The organism is Terriglobus roseus (assembly GCF_900105625.1).
GTDB classification, from domain to species: domain Bacteria; phylum Acidobacteriota; class Terriglobia; order Terriglobales; family Acidobacteriaceae; genus Terriglobus; species Terriglobus roseus_B.
This window is the reverse complement of the sequence record NZ_FNSD01000001.1, coordinates 1,759,928-1,778,345: the sequence shown is the minus strand read 5'-3', so window position 1 is coordinate 1,778,345 and position 18,418 is coordinate 1,759,928. Positions and strand designations below refer to the sequence as shown.

The window sequence follows — 18,418 nt, the reverse complement described above, 5'->3', positions numbered from 1 at the left end:
CTCTGTTCCGCATCAGATACCCATTTCAGGAAGTGGATCGCAGCGATGAGCCGCAGATCACCCGTGGAATTCGCGCTGCTGAGCGACGTTGGCCGTTCGCGAACACACAATGAAGACTTCTGCGCTGTCGATGAAGCGAACGGCCTCTTCGTAGTGTGTGATGGCATGGGCGGCGCAGCCGGCGGCGAAGTTGCATCGCAGCTGGCGTCACGCGTCTTTCTTGATCAGGCCCGGCCCCAGGACGATGAGGAGTCGGCCGCATGGCGGCTGGACCACGCGGTGATCGCGGCAAATCATGCAGTCTTCGAACAGGCCACTGCACGGGCAAAGCTCCGCGGCATGGGTACCACGCTCGTCGCGCTTGAGGTCGAGGACGGCAATGGCAAGGTGTGGACGGCAAACGTCGGCGACTCCCGCTGCTATCGCCTGCGCGACAGGGAACTGTGCCTGTTGACGGAGGACCACTCCTACGTGGACGAGCAGGTGCGCCTGGGTCTCCTGACGCCCGAACAGGCACTCCGGTCGCCTTTGCGCAACATCATCACGCGCGCCGTGGGATCGCACGACGAAGTGCGACCGGACATGGCGGCGCACGATGCGCACCCCGGCGACCTCTACCTTCTGTGCTCGGACGGACTGACCCGCGAACTGGAGGAGGAGCAGATCGGCGCGTTGCTCATTGCCGGCGGCCAGGACCTGCACGCATGCGCCGCATCGCTTGTCCGCATGGCGAATGAGTCCGGCGGTTCGGACAACATCACAGTCATCCTCGTGCGGGTATAGCCCGGGTTATTTCAGCAGCATGCTCACAATGCTTGCACTCATCAGGTTCGCGATGGTCCCGGCCAGCAGTGCCCGCATGCCAAGCTTCGCAAGTTCGTTGCGACGAGTCGGAATCAGCGCTCCAATTCCGCCGATCTGCATACCCACGGATCCAAGATTCGCAAAGCCGCACAGAGCGAACGTGGCGATGGCCAGCGTGCGCGTGCTGATGGCGCCGGCGTTCGCCAGCTTGCCCAGATCGGTATACGCGATGAACTCATTCAGCACGGCGCGCGTGCCGATCAGGTTACCGACCGTGGGCGCATCCTTCCAGGGGATACCGATCATCCACGCGATGGGCGCGCAGAAAAATCCGAGAATCGAATTGAGCGTGGAGGGGAAGCTGACACTATGGCCGCCCACCGCATGCACGCCAATGAGGTTGTGAATGCCTGTCAGAATGCCGTTCAACAGGCCAACGAGCGCAAGGAAGCTGATCAGCATGATGGCGACGTTGAAGGCGAGCTGGCCACCGTCAATGGTGCCGCGCGCGATGGCGCCAATCAGGTTCTCGTTTTTGTGTTCGTCCTCTGTGGGGATCCGGACCGTGCCGAGTGTTGCTGGTACTTCCGTCTCCGGCACAAGCATCTTTGCGATGAGGATAGTGCCTGGCGCAGTCATGATCACGGCACTCAGCAGGTCCTGCGCGCGGATGCCGAAGGAGATGTATGCCGCCATAATGCCGCCGCTGACGTGCGCCATGCCGCTCGTCATAATGGTCATCAACTCAGAGCGTGTCGCTCCCGCGAGAAATGGGCGGATGGTGAGCGGGGCTTCCGTCTGTCCCATGAAAATGGACGCGGCCACATTTGTAGACTCGGCGCCGGAGGTCCCCATCGTCCGCTGCATCACCCACGCCATGCCACGGATGACGAACTGCATGATGCCCAGGTGATACAGCACGGCGAAAAGCGCGGAGACGAAGATGATCGTCGGCAGCACGGCAAAGGCAAAAACATTCAATGGGCTGGTTGGCGTTCCAAGCGCACCGAAGACCATCGACGACCCGTCGACGGAGTGCGCCAGCAGGCCGCTGACGGCCGCCGCACCCTTTGCCAGGATCAGCTGACCAAACGTCCACTTGATGACGAGGATGGCGAACACAAACTGCAGGCTCAGGCCCCACGCCACGGTGCGCCAGCGAATTGCGCGGCGATCCGTGGAGAGCGCATAGGCGACACCGAGAAGAACAACAAGACCGATCAGACCGGTAAAGCGGGCCAAAGGCGTGGCCCTCCTCTGCTGCAGATGTTTGTGCGTTGGAGATGAGTGTACCGGACAAAGCGCAGGGGCTGGCCAAGATGGCCAGCCCCTGGTTGATTGCACGGGAATCGCTTATACGGCGACGAATCCGCCATCCACAAACAGCTCCACACCGGCAACGTAGCTGCTGTCATCGCTTGCAAGGAAGACAACCGCCTTGGCGATCTCGTCCGACTCGCCCATGCGGCCCAGGGGAACACCAGCTGACATCTGCGTCTTGAAGGCTTCTTCGGCGGCAGGGTCGTTGCCGGTGATCGCGGTAATCGCCGGAGTGTTGATCGGCCCCGGGCTCACCACATTCACGCGAATCTTGCGATCCTTCAACTCGCTCGTCCACGTCCTCGCAAACGACCGCACCGCAGCCTTGGTCGCGTTGTAGACGCCAAAGGCAGGGAAGCCCTTCACGGAGACGATGGACGCATTCAGAATGATCGTCGCGCCATCCGGCAGCAGCGGGAGTGCCTTCTGCACCGTGAAGACCAGGCCCTTCACGTTGGTGTTGAAGGTGCTGTCAAAGTGCTCTTCCGTGTATTTATCCAGGGTGACGAACTCGCCCCATCCGGCATTCGCAAACAGCACGTCCAGCTTCCCCTTCTCGCTCTTGATCTGCGCGAACAGCTTGTCCAGATCGGCCAGGTTTGAAACATCACCCTGCACGCCCGTCACGTTGCTGCCGATCTCCTTCACCGCCGCATCCAGCGATGCTTGCCGCCGGCCCGTGATGTAGACGTATGCACCTTCGTCGACAAAACGCTTTGCCGTTGCCAGCCCGATACCGCTGTTGCCACCCGTTACCAATGCAATTTTGCCTGTCAGCTTACCCATGTCATCTCCTTAGTAGTTCTGATTTTGATTGCCACTCGCGATTAGCGCAGGCCGCCAGCAGCTTCCAGCAACGATCCGGTAACCCACGCAGCCTCATCGCTGGCTAGGAACGACGCGACTGTTGCAACATCCTTCGTCTGGCCCACGCGGCCAAGCGGTGTCAAACTGATGAAGTACTTCTCGAAGTCGCTGCCCACCATGCCCGCGCTCTCAAAGCCTTCAGTCACCACGGGGCCCGGATTGATGGAGTTGACGCGAATACCCTTGGGGCCAAGCTCTTTCGCAAGTACTCGCGTGATGGCGTCCACGGCGCCCTTGGTGCCGGTATAGATCGAAGAGGTGGCGGGCGTCAACGAGGTTGCGTTCGACCCGATGTTGATGACGCTGCCGCCTTCGCTGGGAAACAAGGCGACGGCTGCCTTGGTAGCCAGCAGCAGGCCCTTCACATTGGTGTCGAACATGCGATCGATCTCGGATTCGGTCAGGGCTTCCAACGGGGAAAAAGCATAGACGCCCGCGTTGTTCACCAGGATGTCGACCTTGCCGTAAGCCTTCTTCGTCTCGGCGAAGAGTGTTTCAATCTCCGCGGCCTTCGCAACGCTTGCTCCCACGGCAATGGCTTTGCCGCCGGCAGCAGTGATCTCCGCGACCACCTTGTCTGCGCCCTCTTTGCTGGAGGCGTAGTTCACCACGACCGACGCACCGTGTGCCGCCAGTTCCTTCGCGATGCCCGCTCCGATGCCCTTGGATGCACCCGTGACCACCGCAACCTTACCCGTCAATTTCGCCATTCTGGATCTCCATTACTTCGATGATCGTCGAAAAATTCGACAAACATCGAACTAGATGGGCGCGGCGCGGCGAAGGATTCAGGGGATTGAGAAAAATTAAAGGGAGGAGAGGCGCTTCACGTAGGACTGCCAGACATCGCGGCGCAGGGCGAGATTGGCGCAGCGGCCATCGCGCGCAACGTCCACCAGGCCAGCTTCGGCAAGTTCTTTCAGGTGATGCGAGATCGTGGCGGCGCTGATCTGACCGTGCTCCTGCAGGGCACCACAGCCCAGGCCCTCGGGCTCAGCGGCAACCTGTTGCAGGATGGCGTAGCGTCGCGGGTCGGCCAGGGCACGGCTGATGGCGCGGAACTGCTCGTCATCCAGCGGTGCTGCTTTCTTGGCCGATTTTGTGGATGGACGTGCCATAGGCTGCTCTCGATGATACGCGGTTACCTGTTGACGCCCTGGATGCGGGAGTCACCAATCCTTCACGAGAAGCTCACACGCCAGCAATAGAGGCGATGCAGGCTGTAGCCATCATGGTGTCAACCTGCGACACGCTGATCCTCTCGGACTTGCATCTCGGCTCGGACGTCAGCCGCGCCGAAGATGCGATGGAGCTGCTCGAAAAGGTGGACTTCCGCCAGCTGATCCTGCTGGGCGATATCTTTTCGGACCTCGACTTCCGGCGCCTGAAACGCGAACACTGGGATTTCCTGTCCTGCATCCGCCGGCTCTCCAATCCAAAGCAGAGACGGAGGATCGTGTGGGTTGAGGGAAACCATGACCACGGGCTATCCAACGTTATGTCGCACCTGGTCGGCGTGCCGGTCTACCAGCGTTACGTGTGGGAGTATGGCGGCAAGCGCCACCTCGCCGTGCATGGGCACCAGTTCGACCGCTTCATCAACGAGAACATTCTGCTGAGCCGCTTCTTCGAGAAGTTTTACGAGGCCTCGCAAAGGCTCGATGGCGAGCAGCAGCGGTTGTCGCGCTGGTTCGACCGCTTCAGTACGCGCTGGCTGCGGCTGAGTGACAAGGTCGCTGAGGGTGCGCTTTCGTACGCTGCGGCGGGCGAAGCCGACCGCGTCTTCTGCGGCCATACGCATGAGGCGCTGGCGCGCACGCGGGGCAGCATCGAGTACTTCAACTCAGGTGCCTGGACGGACCAGCGCGCCACCTTTCTTACGATCGATCTCAAAGGGGTGAAGATCCATGAATACCCGTCACGAGTTATGCGTAGTGATTCCCGCAAAGAACGAGTCGAAGCACCTGCCGTCGCTGTTGAACTCCCTCGTACAACAGGACTACGCACATCGCGCGCCTTTGAAAGTATTCGTTGCTGATGCGCACTCCACGGATGACACCGCGGAGATTGCGCGCAGCTTCAGCGACCGTTTGGACATCGCCGTCATCGACGGCGGCATACCCTCAGTGGGCCGCAACCGTGGCGCGCGGTGCAGTGATTCAGAGTTTGTGCTGTTCCTGGATGCCGATGTTGAACTTCGCGATCCCACATTGTTGCGGCGCGCCTTACTGCGTATGAAGAGCCAGCGTCTCCACTGCATGACGGTCGACATCACCTGCGCCGACGGTAACTGGAAAGATCGCTTTCTCTACCGTGCCAACAGCTACATGCAGCGACTATCCGCATGGGGTATGCCCTTCGGCACGGGTATGTTCCTGCTCTTCGATCGCAAGCGTTTCGTGGAACTCGGCGGGTTCGACGAGAACGCACTCTTCGCCGAAGACTTCCTGCTGACCAAGCAAATCTCGCCGCTGCGCTTCTCTGTCTTGCAGGGCGAGGTCCACACCTCAAACCGCCGGTTCCGCCGCACCGGTCACGCCCGCATGGTCTTCCTGTTCTTCTGGACGCTGCTGAACAGCAGCAACCGGAGCCACTTCGAACGGGATCATGGGTACTGGAAAGAAGCACCTGTCTCCGCTGAGTAGGAAGCCGTGAGTCTGCCGCGGTGACGGCGCGACTAACCCGTCCAGCGGGGTGTAAACAAGCCGAGTGCCCCATTCTTTGCGAAGCAAAGGGTGGGCTCTTCGTGCAAAGCGCGAACCAGCATGGATCGCACCGTTACCTCTCGATGACCTGCCGCACCAATGGCATCTTCGGCGGAGTCGTATCCGCGATCACGATCGTCTCGCGCAACATGCGTTCCGGTAGCTCCAGCAGAGACGCATCCTCCGTAAACAGCGTGACCAACGGCTGACCCTTCGTGATGCGGTCGCCCAGCTTCGCGTGCATCTCAATCCCGGCATGCGCAGCGACGGGACCGCCGGGCAGCTCGCGTCCTGCACCCAGGCGTTGCACGGCCCAACCAACCTCCGTGCAATCCATACCTGCGAGATAGCCATCGCGATCCGCCATCAGCACGCTTATCGCAGCAGGCTTGTGGAAGCCAGCAGGGTCGTCAAACACAGACACATCTCCGCCCTGCAGCTTCGTCATCGCAACGAACTTCTCATAAGCGGAGCCATCTTCGAGCATCGCAAGAGCACGAACCTTACCAACCTCTGCGCTTTCACTGACACCGCCCAGGAACAACATCCATCCCGCCAGCACCACAGAGAGTTTGATCAGGTCGGCATACATCGGATGCTGCACACCGCGCAGGATGTCGATGCACTCCCACACCTCGACCCAGTTGCCACTGAAGCGTCCCAGCGGTTCGTCCATCGTCGTCAGGACTGCGACGGTGCGGGTTCCATTGCCTTCTCCCGTATCGACCATCAGCCGCGCCAGGCGCTCGCTGTCTTCATACGTCTTCATGAAGGCGCCGGAACCGGTCTTCACGTCCAGCACCAGCCCATTCAGGCCCTCCGCAAGCTTCTTGCTCATGATGCTTGCGGTGATCAGGTATGGCGACTCGACGGTGCCCGTGTGATCGCGCAACGCGTAGAGGATGCGATCTGCAGGGACCAGGTTTTTCGTCTGGCCGATCATGCTGAAACCGCACGCGGCGATCACCTCGCCAAACTGCTTCAGAGTCAGTTGTGTCTTGAACCCGGGGATGGTTTCCAGCTTGTCCAGCGTGCCGCCCGTGTGACCCAGCGATCGACCGCTGATCATCGGATCTGCAAGCCCAGCCGCTGCAACGATCGGTGCAATCAACAACGAGCTCTTATCGCCTACGCCACCCGTAGAGTGCTTGTCCACGGTGAACTTGCCGAGCGAGGTCGAGTCAAAGACCTCGCCGCTGCGACGCATCGCATCCGTCAGCGTCGCCAGCTCTCGTGCGGACAAGCCGCGCTGGAAAATCGCCATCAGCAGCGCCGCGATGCGAGCCTGCGAGATGGACTCATCCACAACACCGGCGACAAACGAGCGGATTTCCGCGTCGCTCAGTTCCACCCCGTCGCGCTTGTGCAGGATGACATCAATCGGATGAATGGGGCTGGTATCGGACATGCTGCTCTCGTCTCGTTTGATTCCAGGGTTTCGTTACTGCAGCGAAGCAGCCGTGAAGGATGCGGGGAGCAAGTCAGCCAGGGTGCATTCACCCGGTTCACCCTTCTCACCCGGGTAAAAGATGCGGCAGGCGCCCTCCGCGAACTCTGCAATGGTCTGGCGGCACGCTCCACAGGGTTGGCACGCTACGGTCGCATCCGCATTCGCGATCGCCACGGCGACGACGCGGATGTGCGCGCCATGTTCGATCACGGCGCGCGCGATCGCTGACTGCTCAGCGCATGTGGTAAGCCGGAAGCTCGCGTTTTCCACGTTGCATCCGGTTACCAGGTGGCCGTTCTCCAGCAGCACCGCGGCGCCGACGAAGAAGTTGCTGTAAGGCGCGTAAGCGTTGCGTGCAGCAGACGCTGCCTGCTCTCGCATGGCGTGGATGCGTTGTGGTGTCAATTCCTGCGACTTTTTTTCAAGAGACATCAGATTGCTGAGGCTAAACCCACGCCACAAACCATGCAACTGGTGCGGCGCATGCCCGAACCATTGCGTCTAACATCCGGAACGCACCGCCAGCGAACGCATGCCCGTAAAGACCCCATCCACGAAACCGAAGAAAGCCGCCAAAGCGACGGAGGCTGCTGCCTCAATACCTGGGACGGCTGAAGTCATGGCAAGCGTCGAGTTGGTCGATCCAACAGTCACCATTGCTGGTGGCGATGCGGTTCTCGACCTCTTTCACCCGGTTACAGCAGAATGGTTCCGCGCCGTCTTCGAAGGCCCAACACAGCCACAGCGTGAGGGGTGGCCCGCCATCGCCCGCGGCGACAGCACGCTGATCCTCGCTCCGACCGGCACGGGCAAGACGCTCACCGCATTTCTCTGGTGTCTCGACCGCCTGATGCTGCACAGTGATCGTCCTCTTGCCACGGCTGTCGAAAAGCCAAAGCGCCGCACAAAGAAGTCCGCGCCACCTGAGAGCATCCTGCCGACCGGCGTGGGTGTGCGTGTGGTTTACATCTCGCCCTTGAAGGCGCTTGCCGTCGACGTGGAGCGGAACCTCCGCTCGCCCCTGCAGGGCATCGCGAACATGGCGCAGCGCATGGGCGTCCCGGTGCACAGTCCCGACATCAGTGTTCGTACCGGAGACACGCCTACGGCCGAACGCGCACGCTTCGCGAAGCACCCTGGTGACATCCTCATCACCACGCCGGAGTCGCTCTACCTCCTGTTGACCTCGAACGCCGGCGAAGCTCTCCGTACTGTCGAGACCGTCATCATCGACGAGATCCATGCACTCGTTCCAACCAAGCGCGGCGCACACATGGCCTTGTCGCTGGAGCGCCTCGAAGCCCTCGCCGGACACAAGATCCAGCGCATCGGTCTCTCTGCAACGCAACGCCCCCTCGAAGAAGTCGCAAGATTCCTCGGCGGCGCAGAAGGTACACAGGCTCTCAGCGCACCGGCCACAAAGGCGGGTTCCCCACGTCTGGCTTCCGAGACGTTGGATTCCACGTCCGCAGAGTCCAAGGCCGAACAAGCAGGGGAAGCAGCCCTCGCCCTCGGCGAAGACGCACCGGCCAAGGCGAACATCATCGGCGGCGAAACCGCAGGTATCCGTTTCCGCCCCGTCACCATCGTCAACGCGGGCGCACGGAAGCGTCTGGAACTCACCGTCGAAGTCCCCGTCGAAGACATGGCCAAGCTTGGTGAGATCCAGGAGACGCCCAGCGGCCCCGCGTCGCAGGGCCCCAAGCGCACCAGCATCTGGCAGAGCATTCATCCACGCCTGCTGGAGATCATTCTGCAGCACCAGTCGACCATCCTCTTCGTCAACGCACGGCGCATTGCGGAGAGGCTTGCAGGCGCCATCAACGAACTCGCCGGTCAGCAGATCGCCCGCGCCCATCACGGCTCTCTCGCTGCTTCGCAACGCAGCGAGATTGAAGAGTTGCTAAAGGCCGGCAACATCCGCGCACTCGTCGCGACGTCGTCGCTCGAACTCGGCATCGACATGGGCGCCGTCGATCTCGTCATCCAGATCGAAGCGCCGCCCTCCGTCGCCAGCGGCATGCAGCGTATCGGCCGTGCGGGCCACCAGGTGGGCGCGCCGTCCAAGGGCATCATCTTCCCCAAGTACCGCGCAGACCTCATCGCTTGCGCCGCCGTCACACGCGCCATGCATGAAGGCCACGTGGAGAGCACACGCTTCCTGCGCAATGCGCTCGATGTGCTCGCACAGCAGATGGTCGCCATCATCGCGCATCCGCCACTGCCTCCCGCAGAAGCAGTCCGACGCAGTGCAAAGTTCCGCAGCGATGAGGACGAAGCGCCCGGCCTCAGCTACGACGCGTTGCTCAGCATCGTCCGTTCCTGCGCAGGCTACGCCGGCATCAGCGTGCAGGTCTTCGATGGCGTGCTCGACATGCTCGCCGGCCGCTATCCCTCGGACGAGTTTGGAGAACTGCGCCCACGCATCACCTGGGACCGCACCAAGCAATGGATCACACCGCGCCAGGGCGTGAAGAAGATCGCCATCCTGAACGGCGGCACCATTCCCGACCGCGGCCTCTACGGCGTCTTCCTCAGCGGTGAACGCAATAAGCCCATTCGCGTCGGCGAACTCGACGAAGAGATGGTCTTCGAAGCACGCACAGGCGAGACCTTCATCCTCGGCGCCAGCACCTGGCGCATCGACGAGATCACGCACGACCGCGTTCTCGTCTCGCCCGCACCCGGCGAGCCCGGTAAGATGCCCTTCTGGCACGGCGACCAGGCAGGCCGCCCGCTGGAGTTTGGCCGCCGCATCGGCGCACTCATCCGCGAGCTACGCGATATGCCGCGCGGCGCGGCCCTTACAAGGCTCACACGCGAGCACGATCTCGATCAGCAGGCCGCAGAGAACGTCATGCGCTACCTCGCCGATCAGGAGATCGCAACGGAGCAGGTACCAGACGACCGTACGATCGTCGTCGAACGCGTGCGCGACGAGTTGGGCGACTGGCGCGTCTGCATCATGACGCCCTTCGGATCACGAGTGCATGCACCGTGGGCCATGGCGGTACAGGGCCGCATCCGCGCCGCAGGCGGCAGCGACGTCGAGACCATGTGGAGCGAGGACGGCTTCGTCGTCCGCTTCCCGGAGACAGACGACGCACCTGACGTTGACCAGTTCTTCCCCGAAGCGCAGGAAGCGAACGACTTTGTGCAACGCCAGCTCGGCTCGACGGCCCTTTTCGCTGCGAAGTTCCGTGAGGCCGCCGCACGCGCACTACTCCTGCCACGACGTCGCGCAGACGGTCGCACACCGCTGTGGCAGCAGCGCAAGCGGGCTTATGACCTGCTGGGTGTCGCCGCGCGCTACCCCGAATTCCCCATGCTGCTTGAGGCTTATCGCGAGTGCCTGCGCGACGTCTTCGACATGCCCGCACTGTCCGAGATCCTGCGTAGCATTCAGCAGCGTCAGATCCGCATTCACACCGTGGATTCGCGCACACCATCGCCCTTCGCATCGGCGCTGTTGTTCAGCTATGTGGCGAATTACATCTACGATGGTGACGCCCCACTCGCCGAGCGCCGCGCCCAGGCGCTCAGTATCGACCAGGAACAACTGCGCGAGCTGCTGGGTGACGCAGATCTTCGCGAACTGCTTGATGCCAATGCCATCGAGGAGACCGAAGAGCAGCTCCAGATGCTCGCCGACGACTACCGCGCACGCAACATGGACGGCGTGCACGACATGCTGCTGCGCCTTGGTGATCTGACGAAACCCGAGCTGCTCAAGCGCGTGACGTCACCGGAGGTGGCGATCACCGTAGATCGCCTGCAAAAGGCACGCCGGGTACTCGAGTTGAAGATCGGTGGCGAGAAGCGCTTCCTCGCCGTAGAAGATGCGGCGCGCTATCGCGACGCACTCGGTATTCCGCTGCCGCCGGGCTTGCCAACCGCATTCCTGCAAGCGATACCCGAAGCCATCGTGGACATCGTCCGCCGCTTCGGTCGCACGCACGGGCCGTTCACCACGCATGAAGTAAGCGCGCGCTTCGCCATCCCGCTAGAGACGGCCGAGTCCGTCCTGCAGAAGCTCGTCGGCATCGGTCGCATCATCGAAGGGGCATTCCGTCCCGGCGGTCAACAACGCGAGTGGTGCGACGTAGAAGTGCTGCGCACCATCCGCCGTAGATCGTTAGCCAAGCTGCGCAAAGAGGTAGAGCCGGTCGAGCAGCAGACACTCGCGCGCCTCTTCACACACTGGCAGGGCGTCCTCACACCCCGTCGAGGCCTCGATGCCTTGCTCGACACCATCGAGACGCTGCAAGGCGCACCGCTGCCCGCGTCCTTGCTCGAAACAGAGATCCTGCCAGCACGCATCGCCAACTACAAGCCTGCCGATCTCGACATGCTGATCGCGGCTGGCGAAGTCACCTGGGCCGGCTTCGAACCCATCGGCGAACGCGACGGCCGCATCGGCCTCTACCTTGCAGAGAAGCTGCCGCTCCTATGGCCCGTCGTCAACACGCAGCAGGCCGCAGCCGTCATCGAAGAGGGCAGCGCAACCCGTGAGCGCCAAGACAAGATCATCGAGTACCTCCGCTCGCACGGTGCATCGTTCTTTCAGAACCTGCACGACGGCACCGGTGCAGGTTACCCGGGCGAATCGCTTGAAGCCCTATGGAACTTAGTCTGGCGCGGAGCCATCACCAACGATTCGTTGCAGTCGCTGCGCGCCTACACCGACCGCAACAGCACCGGCCGAAGTGGTTCGCAGAAGCCCGCACGCCGCATCCACAACCAGAGCGCCAACTTTCGCAGCCGCCGCACCACGCCACCCACCGCACAGGGCCGCTGGGCCTTGCATCCGTCGATGACCATGTCAGAACGAAACGGAACGGAGTGGTCCTACGCGGAGGCTCATCAACTCCTCCAGCGCTACGGCGTAGTCTTCCGCGAGACCGCACACGCAGAGAACCTGCCCGGCGGCTTCTCCGCCATCTACGACGTCATGAAGGCGCTGGAAGAGTCCGGCAAAATCCGTCGCGGCTACTTCGCCGCGGAGCTCGGCGCAACGCAGTTCGCCTTACCCGCTGCGCTGGATCTTTTGCGCTCGCTTCGCAGCAAGCGGCCCGACACCGATCCTGAGATGGTCGTACTCGCCGCCACCGATCCGGCGAGCCCTTATGGAGCGTTGCTCAAGTGGCCGCAGCCCGCAGACGGCGGCTCGCTCACACGCACGGTAGGCTCCCGCGTCATCCTTGCCGATGGCGCACTCGTCACCTACCTCCGTCGGGGCAACCCGAACATCCAGGTCTTCCTGCCCGAAGAAGAGCCACAGCGCGGCCAGGTCATGCGCTCGCTCGCACGCTACTTCGTGATCATCGCGCAGACGCAGGGCCGCTTCAATGAAGACGCAGAAGGCCGCGGCGGCGTGGGCATGCTCATCCAGACCATCAACGGCACCAACGTCGCCGAACACCCCATGGCCCGCGTGCTCCTCGATGCAGGCTTCCAGGCGGCGCCCATGGGCTTCAATCTACGACGAAATCTCCCGACGCTGCCGAGCGCTTCGCCGGGCGCGTTCAGCGGCGGCCGTACGGTGGGCAATGCCTGAGGGAGACACCATCTATCGCTCTGCCCGCGCACTCGCAAAGGTGCTAACAGGCAAGCACGTCACAAAATTCGACACAGGCTACGCGCACCTCGCAACCGTCAACGACGACCGCCCCGTAGCAGGCCGCATCATCGAGAAGGTCGAAGCCAACGGTAAGTGGCTCCTGATGCACTTCTCGGGCGATCTGATCCTCGTCACCCACATGCTCATGAGCGGCTCATGGCACATCTACAAGACGGGCGAAAAGTGGTGGTCACCACGCAAAGCCATGCGCGCTCTGATTGAAGTCGATGGCTGGCAGGCCGTCGCCTTCAACGTACCCGTCGCGGAGTTCCACACGGCAGCATCGCTCGCACGCAAGAGCAGCGTGCCGAAGCTCGGGCCGGACATTCTCTCCGACTCCTACACCGCGGACGTGGGTTACGAAGCTCTCCGCGCACGTGCCGCCTCACACCCTGACGATGAGATCGCGAACGTCCTGCTCAACCAGCGCGTAATCGCCGGCCTCGGCAATGTGTACAAGAGCGAGGTCGCCTTCGCCGCGCGCGTCCATCCCTTCCGGCACATGAGCACCATCTCCACGGACGAGATGCGGCAGATGGCCGATGTCTCCCAGCGCTACATGAAGGCCAACGTGCTCGACGGCAGTGGCGACGGCATCATCACCTACAGCGGCAATCGACGCACTACCCACTCCGCCAATCGCGAGGAGCGTCTGTGGGTCTACGGGCGTCGCGGCAAAGAATGCCGTCGCTGCGGAGGCATCATCGAATACCGCAAACAGGGCCCCGGCGCACGCAGCACCTACTGGTGCCCGGAGTGTCAGCCGTGGGTGGGAGAAGGCGAAGCAGTGAAGGGAAGAGACACACCCATCCGGCGCACACGCATGAGCTGCTAGCTGAAGCTTAACGCTTCCAGCGCGGTGTCCAGTACTCGCGGATATCCACTGCCTGCATGTTGGCGCGGCGCGCAGCCGTAAGGCCTTCGTGCGAGTCTTCGAGCACCACGCATCGCGCCGCGGCAACGCCATGCTGTTCCGCTGCCTTCAGGTAGATATCCGGCTCCGGCTTGCCGCGTTTCACGTCCTCAATCGAGACGATCCCATCGAACAGTGGCAGCAGACCCGTGGCCGTAAGTGCTCCCCGTACCGCTATGCGCTGTGCATTCGAGACCACGACGAGCGGTACCCGACCGTGCCAGGCGCGAGCCACATCGGCAACGATAGTGACCTCTTCCAGGGCGTGAGCAGCCTCTGCGTAGCCGGTCGTGCAGCGGTGAAAGAACTCTTCCCGCGTGATGTTCAGGTTGCCGAAGACGGTTTCGTAGTCGTCCATCAGGTCCGCGGGCGAAAGTCCCAGCCGCTCGAAGTACCAATCGCGGGGCATGGGCTCCGAGTGTGGATGGAGCGCGTTGCTGATGGCAAGGTGCCAGGCAGGTGCGGACTCGACCAGGGTGCCATCACAGTCGAACAGAATGGCATCGAAAGAACCCGCTTCCAGCACGATGGGAAGTTCGTGCGCCTTACCGTCCTGCATCGCTTACATCTCCAGTGCGAACTGCGGGGATTCGCCATAGGCATTGACGTGCGGCTCCGCTGCCAGGGCCAGCACCAATCGTTCCAAGACCAGCGTCTTGTCCACCGGCCCGCTGCGCAGCTCAAGATCGGCGCGTGCAATCAGTCGCAGAGCACGACTAATTTCGCGGCGTGTCTTGTAGCGGCGTGCCTGCTGGATCAGCACATCTGCAGCAAAGGGAGGCATACGGAATCCCTGCCAGAGCACCTGCCAGATCGCGCGGGAGTCCCGCACATTCTTCTCGTGGATGATCAGCATCTGTCGATACGTGCGCGCCAGCATGTACAGGTGCCCAATGGCCGAATCCTCACCACCATCGCTCGCATGCAACAGCCCATGCAGCAAGGAAAGCGCACGTAGCCGATCCCGCTGCGAAAGCGCATCGGTCAGTTCGTACAGCGAGCGCTGCTTGGCTGCCAGCACCATCGTCTCGACATCGCCCAGAGTGACGCGACCCACAGTGATGCCGGATGTCTCCAACTGGTTATCGCGAACCGGTGCGCTGACGTACAGCAACAGCTTCTCCAATTCGCTGCTGATCAACATCATGTCCACGGCGAGGGAGTCCACCAGTTCGCGAGCAGCTTCGGGATCACACTTCACGCCACGGTCATCCGCAGTGCCAATGACCCATCGTGCCGCGTCGCCCTCTTCCACCTTCTGCAGTTCCACGGTGCCGCACCACTCGCCAAGCGTCTCGCGGATGCGGTCGTAGCGGTCCTTGTCCTCGCGCTCCATGCGGCGAAGGTCAGTGGGCAGGCTTAGGTGATCGGCCACAAAAATCAGCAGTGCCTGAGGGTTGGGCGAACGGAAGTAGCGCTCCAGCGCCGCGAACTCATCCTTCTTCGCACCGCGGCCGTAAAGCGTCTTCAGGCCGCGCACAAAGATCACCTGAAAGGGAGCCATCAGCGACGGTGTCTGCGCCAGGTCCAGCGCTTCGAAGATGCTCGTCTCGCTGCCAAGCTCCAGGTCATGCAGGCAAAAGTCGCGCAGGTCGCTGGGGACCAGCTTCTCCAGTACGCCCTTGCGTGCGCGTTCGTACAGGAACGTCTCGTCGCCCAGCAGAACGTAGCCCGGCCGCATCTCGGCGGTGCCAAGCTGAGCAAGGAAGCGGTCTGTCGAAGCGAAGGAGCGAAGTGGCGGCACTGTTCCTCTATTGTCTGCGAGACGCGGCCCGGTCGCACGGCGAATCTAAGCCGGAATCAGAAGGCAAACGCTGTGGAGAACGCGTCAAAAACTATTCAGGACGTCCGCGACGATCTCGCTGGCCAGGTCCTTTGACAGTCTCTGCACCGCCGCGCCGTCTTCCTGGATGAACGCGCTCAGGTCCTGCGTCGACTGGTATTGCTCGCGAAAGCTCAGCCTGTCATTGCGGTACAGCACACGTCCATCACGGGCAGTCAGCACAATCTTCGCGGTGATCTGCACCAGGTACGACGAGGTCGAGCCCGTGCTGGGATCGTAGGTCAGCGGTGCGATATTCTCCGTCAGCACAGTGCCGGTCAGCATGGCATCGCTCGCGTCCGTATCGTCAGAGTGTATGACGCGATAACGCGTGCGTGTGTTCATCTCGCGGATGGTCGCGTCTGTCAGCGCGACCTCCGTGTGGAACTGCTGCACGTTTGTCTTAAAGACGGGGATGGCCATGGTGCGGACATTCGCGGGCACGTGGGCCGCGGCGCCGGCCGTATGGTAGCCGCAGCCCGTCAGGCCAATCGCTATGCCGAGCATCGAGAACCCATGTCTCAGATGCGAGACATGGGGCACCCCCTTTGTCGTCTGCGCAGGCATTACTTGCCTCGTCCTGCGAGCGCGACGATCTTCTTCTGCGCATCCAGGAACCGGCGTACGCGGTCCAGCGAGCGTGCTTTGCCGAAGACGACCAGCGACTCCAGCAGCGGCGGCGAAGCGGTCTTGCCCGTCAGGATGGCGCGCAGCAGCATGTAGCCTTCCTTGACGCTCCACTCCTTTGCCGTCAGCAGTTCGCGCAGAGCCGCATCGATCGACTCCGCGATCCAGTCGCTCGCCTCCAGCGTCGCCAGCATGTCGGTGGCAAAGGCCAGCGTATCTTCCACGGTGCGCTTCTTCGGAACGAAGACGTCCTGCGGCGGCATGACATCGTCTGAGAAGAAGAAGCCCGTCATATCGCCGAACTGCCCCAGCGTCTCAATGCGCGTCTGCACCAGCGGCGCAATCGCGCGCAGGTACTCATCGCTGAAAATCGTCTGCCGCAGTGCCGCGAAGAACTCGTCCGGCGTCTGCTTGCGCAGGTATTCGCCGTTCATCCACTTCAGCTTCACCAGGTCGAAGACCGGCCCGCCCAGCGAGATGCGCGCAAAGTCGAAGCGCTCCTTCATCTCCTCAAGCGAGAAGACGTCGGCCAGCTTCATATCCAGGCCCTTGTTGACGATCTCCTGTTCGGTCGGCTGCGCCATGCCGCCGCCCATCAGGCCCAGGAAGTTCAGCATCGCCTGCGGCAGAAAGCCCGCCTGGCGGTAATAAATCAACGACACCGGATTCTTACGCTTGCTGATCTTGCTTTTATCCGTGTTGCGCAGCAGCGGCATGTGCCAGAAGCGCGGGAGATCCCAGCCGAAGGCGCGGTACAGCAGCACGTGCTTCGGCGTGGAGCTGATCCACTCCTCGGCGCGGATCACGTCGGTGATCTGCATCAGGTGGTCATCGACGACGTTCGCCAGGTGATAGGTGGGGAAGCCGTCGGACTTCAGCAGCACCTGGTCGTCCACGTTGTTATGGTCAAACGTGATGTCGCCGCGCAGTTCATCGCGGAAGGTGGTCGAGGCGACGCCCGGCCCCTTGTCGCCATCGGGCACGCGCAGGCGGATCGTGTAGGGCCTGCCCTCGGCCATCAAGGCTGCCGCCTGCTCCGGCGTGTAGTTGCGCGACGGCCCAGCGTACTTGGGTGCCTGCTTGGCGGCCATCTGCGCCTTGCGCTCGGCGTCCAGTTCCTCGGCCGTCTCAAAGGCGCGGTAGGCGCTGCCGTTGTCGATCAGGATCTGGCAGTACTCACGATAGATTTCGGTGCGCTCGCTCTGGCGATACGGGCCGTGCGGTCCGCCGACATCCGGGCCCTCGTCCCACTGCAGCCCCACCCAGCGCAAAGCGTCGAAGATCATCTGTTCCGACGAGGCGACGAAGCGCGTGCGGTCCGTATCTTCGATGCGCAGGACGAACTTGCCCCCACGCTGCTTCGCAAAGACGTAGTTCAGCAGGCCAATGTAGGCCGTGCCAACGTGCGGGTCACCGGTGGGCGAGGGTGCGATACGGACGCGGACAGGCGCCGTCGCCTTGCTGCTGATGCTTGTGATCTCTGAACTCATACCATCGTCGATGCTAGCAGTTTGGCGCTCCCAAAGTTTTCTGGCGCGGCCGGGCCCGTTTCGGGGTACCGTTTCCCTGCAGGGCCGTGCCGACGACGCGCGGCGCGCGTTTCCGACGTAATAGGAGAGCAGAGATGAATCGTTTCATAGCAGCACTGACTACAGCAGCACTTTGTACGGGCATAGCCGTTGCGCAGGCACCTCCCGCTGGCGGCCCGCCGCCACCACCTCCGCCTGAGAAGGGTTCCGTCCCGGCCATGATCTCGGAGGCCGTCGCGAACTATACCCAGATCAAGACCATCATCCTGGCCTCTGCCGAGAAGATGCCGGCGGAGAACTACAGCTTCAAACCCACGCCCGAAATCCGCAGCTATGGCGAACTCTTCACACACGTGGCCCAGACGCAGAACGCGCTCTGCGCCGCTCCCGGCTCGGGCCGCCCTGCGCCGGTAACCGCGACGGCCAAGGATGCCATCCTCACCGCTCTGAAGGCTTCCTTCGACCTGTGCGACGCGGCCTATGCCAAGGTAACGGCGGACAACGCCACGGAGATCAGCGGTGCCGGCTTCATGCGCGGATCCAAGCTTGGCATGATCGGCAAGAACGTGGCGCACGACAACGAAATGTACGGCCAGATGGTCGTCTACATGCGGATGAAGGGTATCGTTCCACCCTCCACCGCCTTGCGCGGCCGCATGTAACAGAAGATGCGGGTGCCCCATTCATACGCTCTTTGCATGAGTGGGATCCGCGGTCGACTATCGGTGGGTCCCACTCATGACGATGAAGCCGTCATGAAT

General features: G+C 62.2%; 16 protein-coding genes. 6 read left to right on the top strand and 10 right to left on the bottom strand.

Annotated features, from left to right (window positions below; genetic code table 11):
- Window positions 1–45 precede the first annotated feature (45 nt).
- On the top strand, window positions 46–783 hold the full coding sequence (locus BLW03_RS07255) for a Stp1/IreP family PP2C-type Ser/Thr phosphatase (RefSeq protein WP_074653023.1): 738 nt from the start codon (window positions 46–48) through the stop codon (window positions 781–783).
- A 6-nt stretch (window positions 784–789) separates the two neighbouring features.
- Here the strand turns inward: BLW03_RS07255 and BLW03_RS07250 are convergent, their stop codons facing one another.
- The 4 genes from BLW03_RS07250 to BLW03_RS07235 all read right to left on the bottom strand — a co-directional run bounded on the left by BLW03_RS07250 (window position 790) and on the right by BLW03_RS07235 (window position 4,109).
- Window positions 790–2,046, bottom strand: a complete 1,257-nt coding sequence (locus BLW03_RS07250; protein WP_074653021.1) for a NupC/NupG family nucleoside CNT transporter — start codon at window positions 2,044–2,046, stop codon at window positions 790–792.
- Between the two features lie 111 nt (window positions 2,047–2,157).
- Window positions 2,158–2,910 carry an SDR family oxidoreductase gene (locus BLW03_RS07245; protein ID WP_074653020.1) on the bottom strand — a complete coding sequence of 251 codons (753 nt, stop codon included), beginning with the start codon at window positions 2,908–2,910 and terminating at the stop codon, window positions 2,158–2,160.
- Window positions 2,911–2,951: 41 nt separating this feature from the next.
- Entirely contained in the window at window positions 2,952–3,701 is a 750-nt protein-coding gene (locus BLW03_RS07240; protein ID WP_074653018.1) for a glucose 1-dehydrogenase, read from the bottom strand.
- A gap of 96 nt (window positions 3,702–3,797) precedes the next feature.
- Window positions 3,798–4,109: an ArsR/SmtB family transcription factor gene (locus tag BLW03_RS07235; protein ID WP_074653017.1), complete on the bottom strand. Its 312-nt coding sequence runs from the start codon at window positions 4,107–4,109 to the stop codon at window positions 3,798–3,800.
- Window positions 4,110–4,204: 95 nt separating this feature from the next.
- Here BLW03_RS07235 and BLW03_RS07230 point away from each other — a divergent pair, with 95 nt between their 5' ends.
- Complete coding sequence (locus BLW03_RS07230) at window positions 4,205–5,029, top strand: UDP-2,3-diacylglucosamine diphosphatase (protein WP_074653015.1); 825 nt, start codon at window positions 4,205–4,207, stop codon at window positions 5,027–5,029.
- Window positions 4,926–5,636 carry a glycosyltransferase gene (locus BLW03_RS07225; protein ID WP_244501997.1) on the top strand — a complete coding sequence of 237 codons (711 nt, stop codon included), beginning with the start codon at window positions 4,926–4,928 and terminating at the stop codon, window positions 5,634–5,636. The genes BLW03_RS07230 and BLW03_RS07225 overlap by 104 nt, the downstream gene beginning before the upstream one ends.
- Before the next feature lie 133 nt (window positions 5,637–5,769).
- On the opposite strand, the gene BLW03_RS07220 is transcribed toward BLW03_RS07225, so the two are convergent.
- Window positions 5,770–7,104: a thymidine phosphorylase gene (locus BLW03_RS07220; RefSeq protein ID WP_074653012.1), complete on the bottom strand. Its 1,335-nt coding sequence runs from the start codon at window positions 7,102–7,104 to the stop codon at window positions 5,770–5,772.
- Window positions 7,105–7,137: 33 nt separating this feature from the next.
- Entirely contained in the window at window positions 7,138–7,578 is a 441-nt protein-coding gene (gene cdd / locus BLW03_RS07215; protein ID WP_074653010.1) for a cytidine deaminase, read from the bottom strand.
- A 100-nt stretch (window positions 7,579–7,678) separates the two neighbouring features.
- On the opposite strand from cdd, the gene BLW03_RS07210 reads away from it, so the two are divergent.
- Complete coding sequence (locus BLW03_RS07210) at window positions 7,679–12,703, top strand: Lhr family helicase (RefSeq protein ID WP_083350385.1); 5,025 nt, start codon at window positions 7,679–7,681, stop codon at window positions 12,701–12,703.
- Window positions 12,696–13,601 (top strand): Fpg/Nei family DNA glycosylase, encoded by a 906-nt coding sequence (locus tag BLW03_RS07205; RefSeq protein WP_074653007.1) that lies wholly within the window; start codon window positions 12,696–12,698, stop codon window positions 13,599–13,601. The genes BLW03_RS07210 and BLW03_RS07205 overlap by 8 nt, the downstream gene beginning before the upstream one ends.
- 7 nt (window positions 13,602–13,608) lie before the next feature.
- On the opposite strand, the gene BLW03_RS07200 is transcribed toward BLW03_RS07205, so the two are convergent.
- From BLW03_RS07200 to gltX, 4 genes are all read right to left on the bottom strand, one after another.
- Window positions 13,609–14,238, bottom strand: coding sequence for an HAD family hydrolase (locus tag BLW03_RS07200; protein WP_074653006.1), 630 nt, complete (start codon window positions 14,236–14,238; stop codon window positions 13,609–13,611).
- Between the two features lie 3 nt (window positions 14,239–14,241).
- A complete protein-coding gene (gene holA, locus BLW03_RS07195) occupies window positions 14,242–15,423 on the bottom strand; it encodes a DNA polymerase III subunit delta (protein WP_074653004.1) in 1,182 nt (393 codons plus the stop codon).
- Window positions 15,424–15,507: 84 nt separating this feature from the next.
- Window positions 15,508–16,008, bottom strand: coding sequence for an LPS assembly lipoprotein LptE (lptE, locus tag BLW03_RS07190; protein ID WP_244501996.1), 501 nt, complete (start codon window positions 16,006–16,008; stop codon window positions 15,508–15,510).
- A gap of 59 nt (window positions 16,009–16,067) precedes the next feature.
- A complete protein-coding gene (gene gltX / locus BLW03_RS07185) occupies window positions 16,068–17,618 on the bottom strand; it encodes a glutamate--tRNA ligase (RefSeq protein WP_074653001.1) in 1,551 nt (516 codons plus the stop codon).
- Between the two features lie 134 nt (window positions 17,619–17,752).
- Between gltX and BLW03_RS07180 the strand changes: the two genes are divergently transcribed.
- The gene (locus BLW03_RS07180) at window positions 17,753–18,319 is read left to right on the top strand and encodes a DinB family protein (RefSeq protein WP_074652999.1); all 567 of its coding nucleotides are present in this window, start codon (window positions 17,753–17,755) and stop codon (window positions 18,317–18,319) included.
- Window positions 18,320–18,418 lie beyond the last annotated feature (99 nt).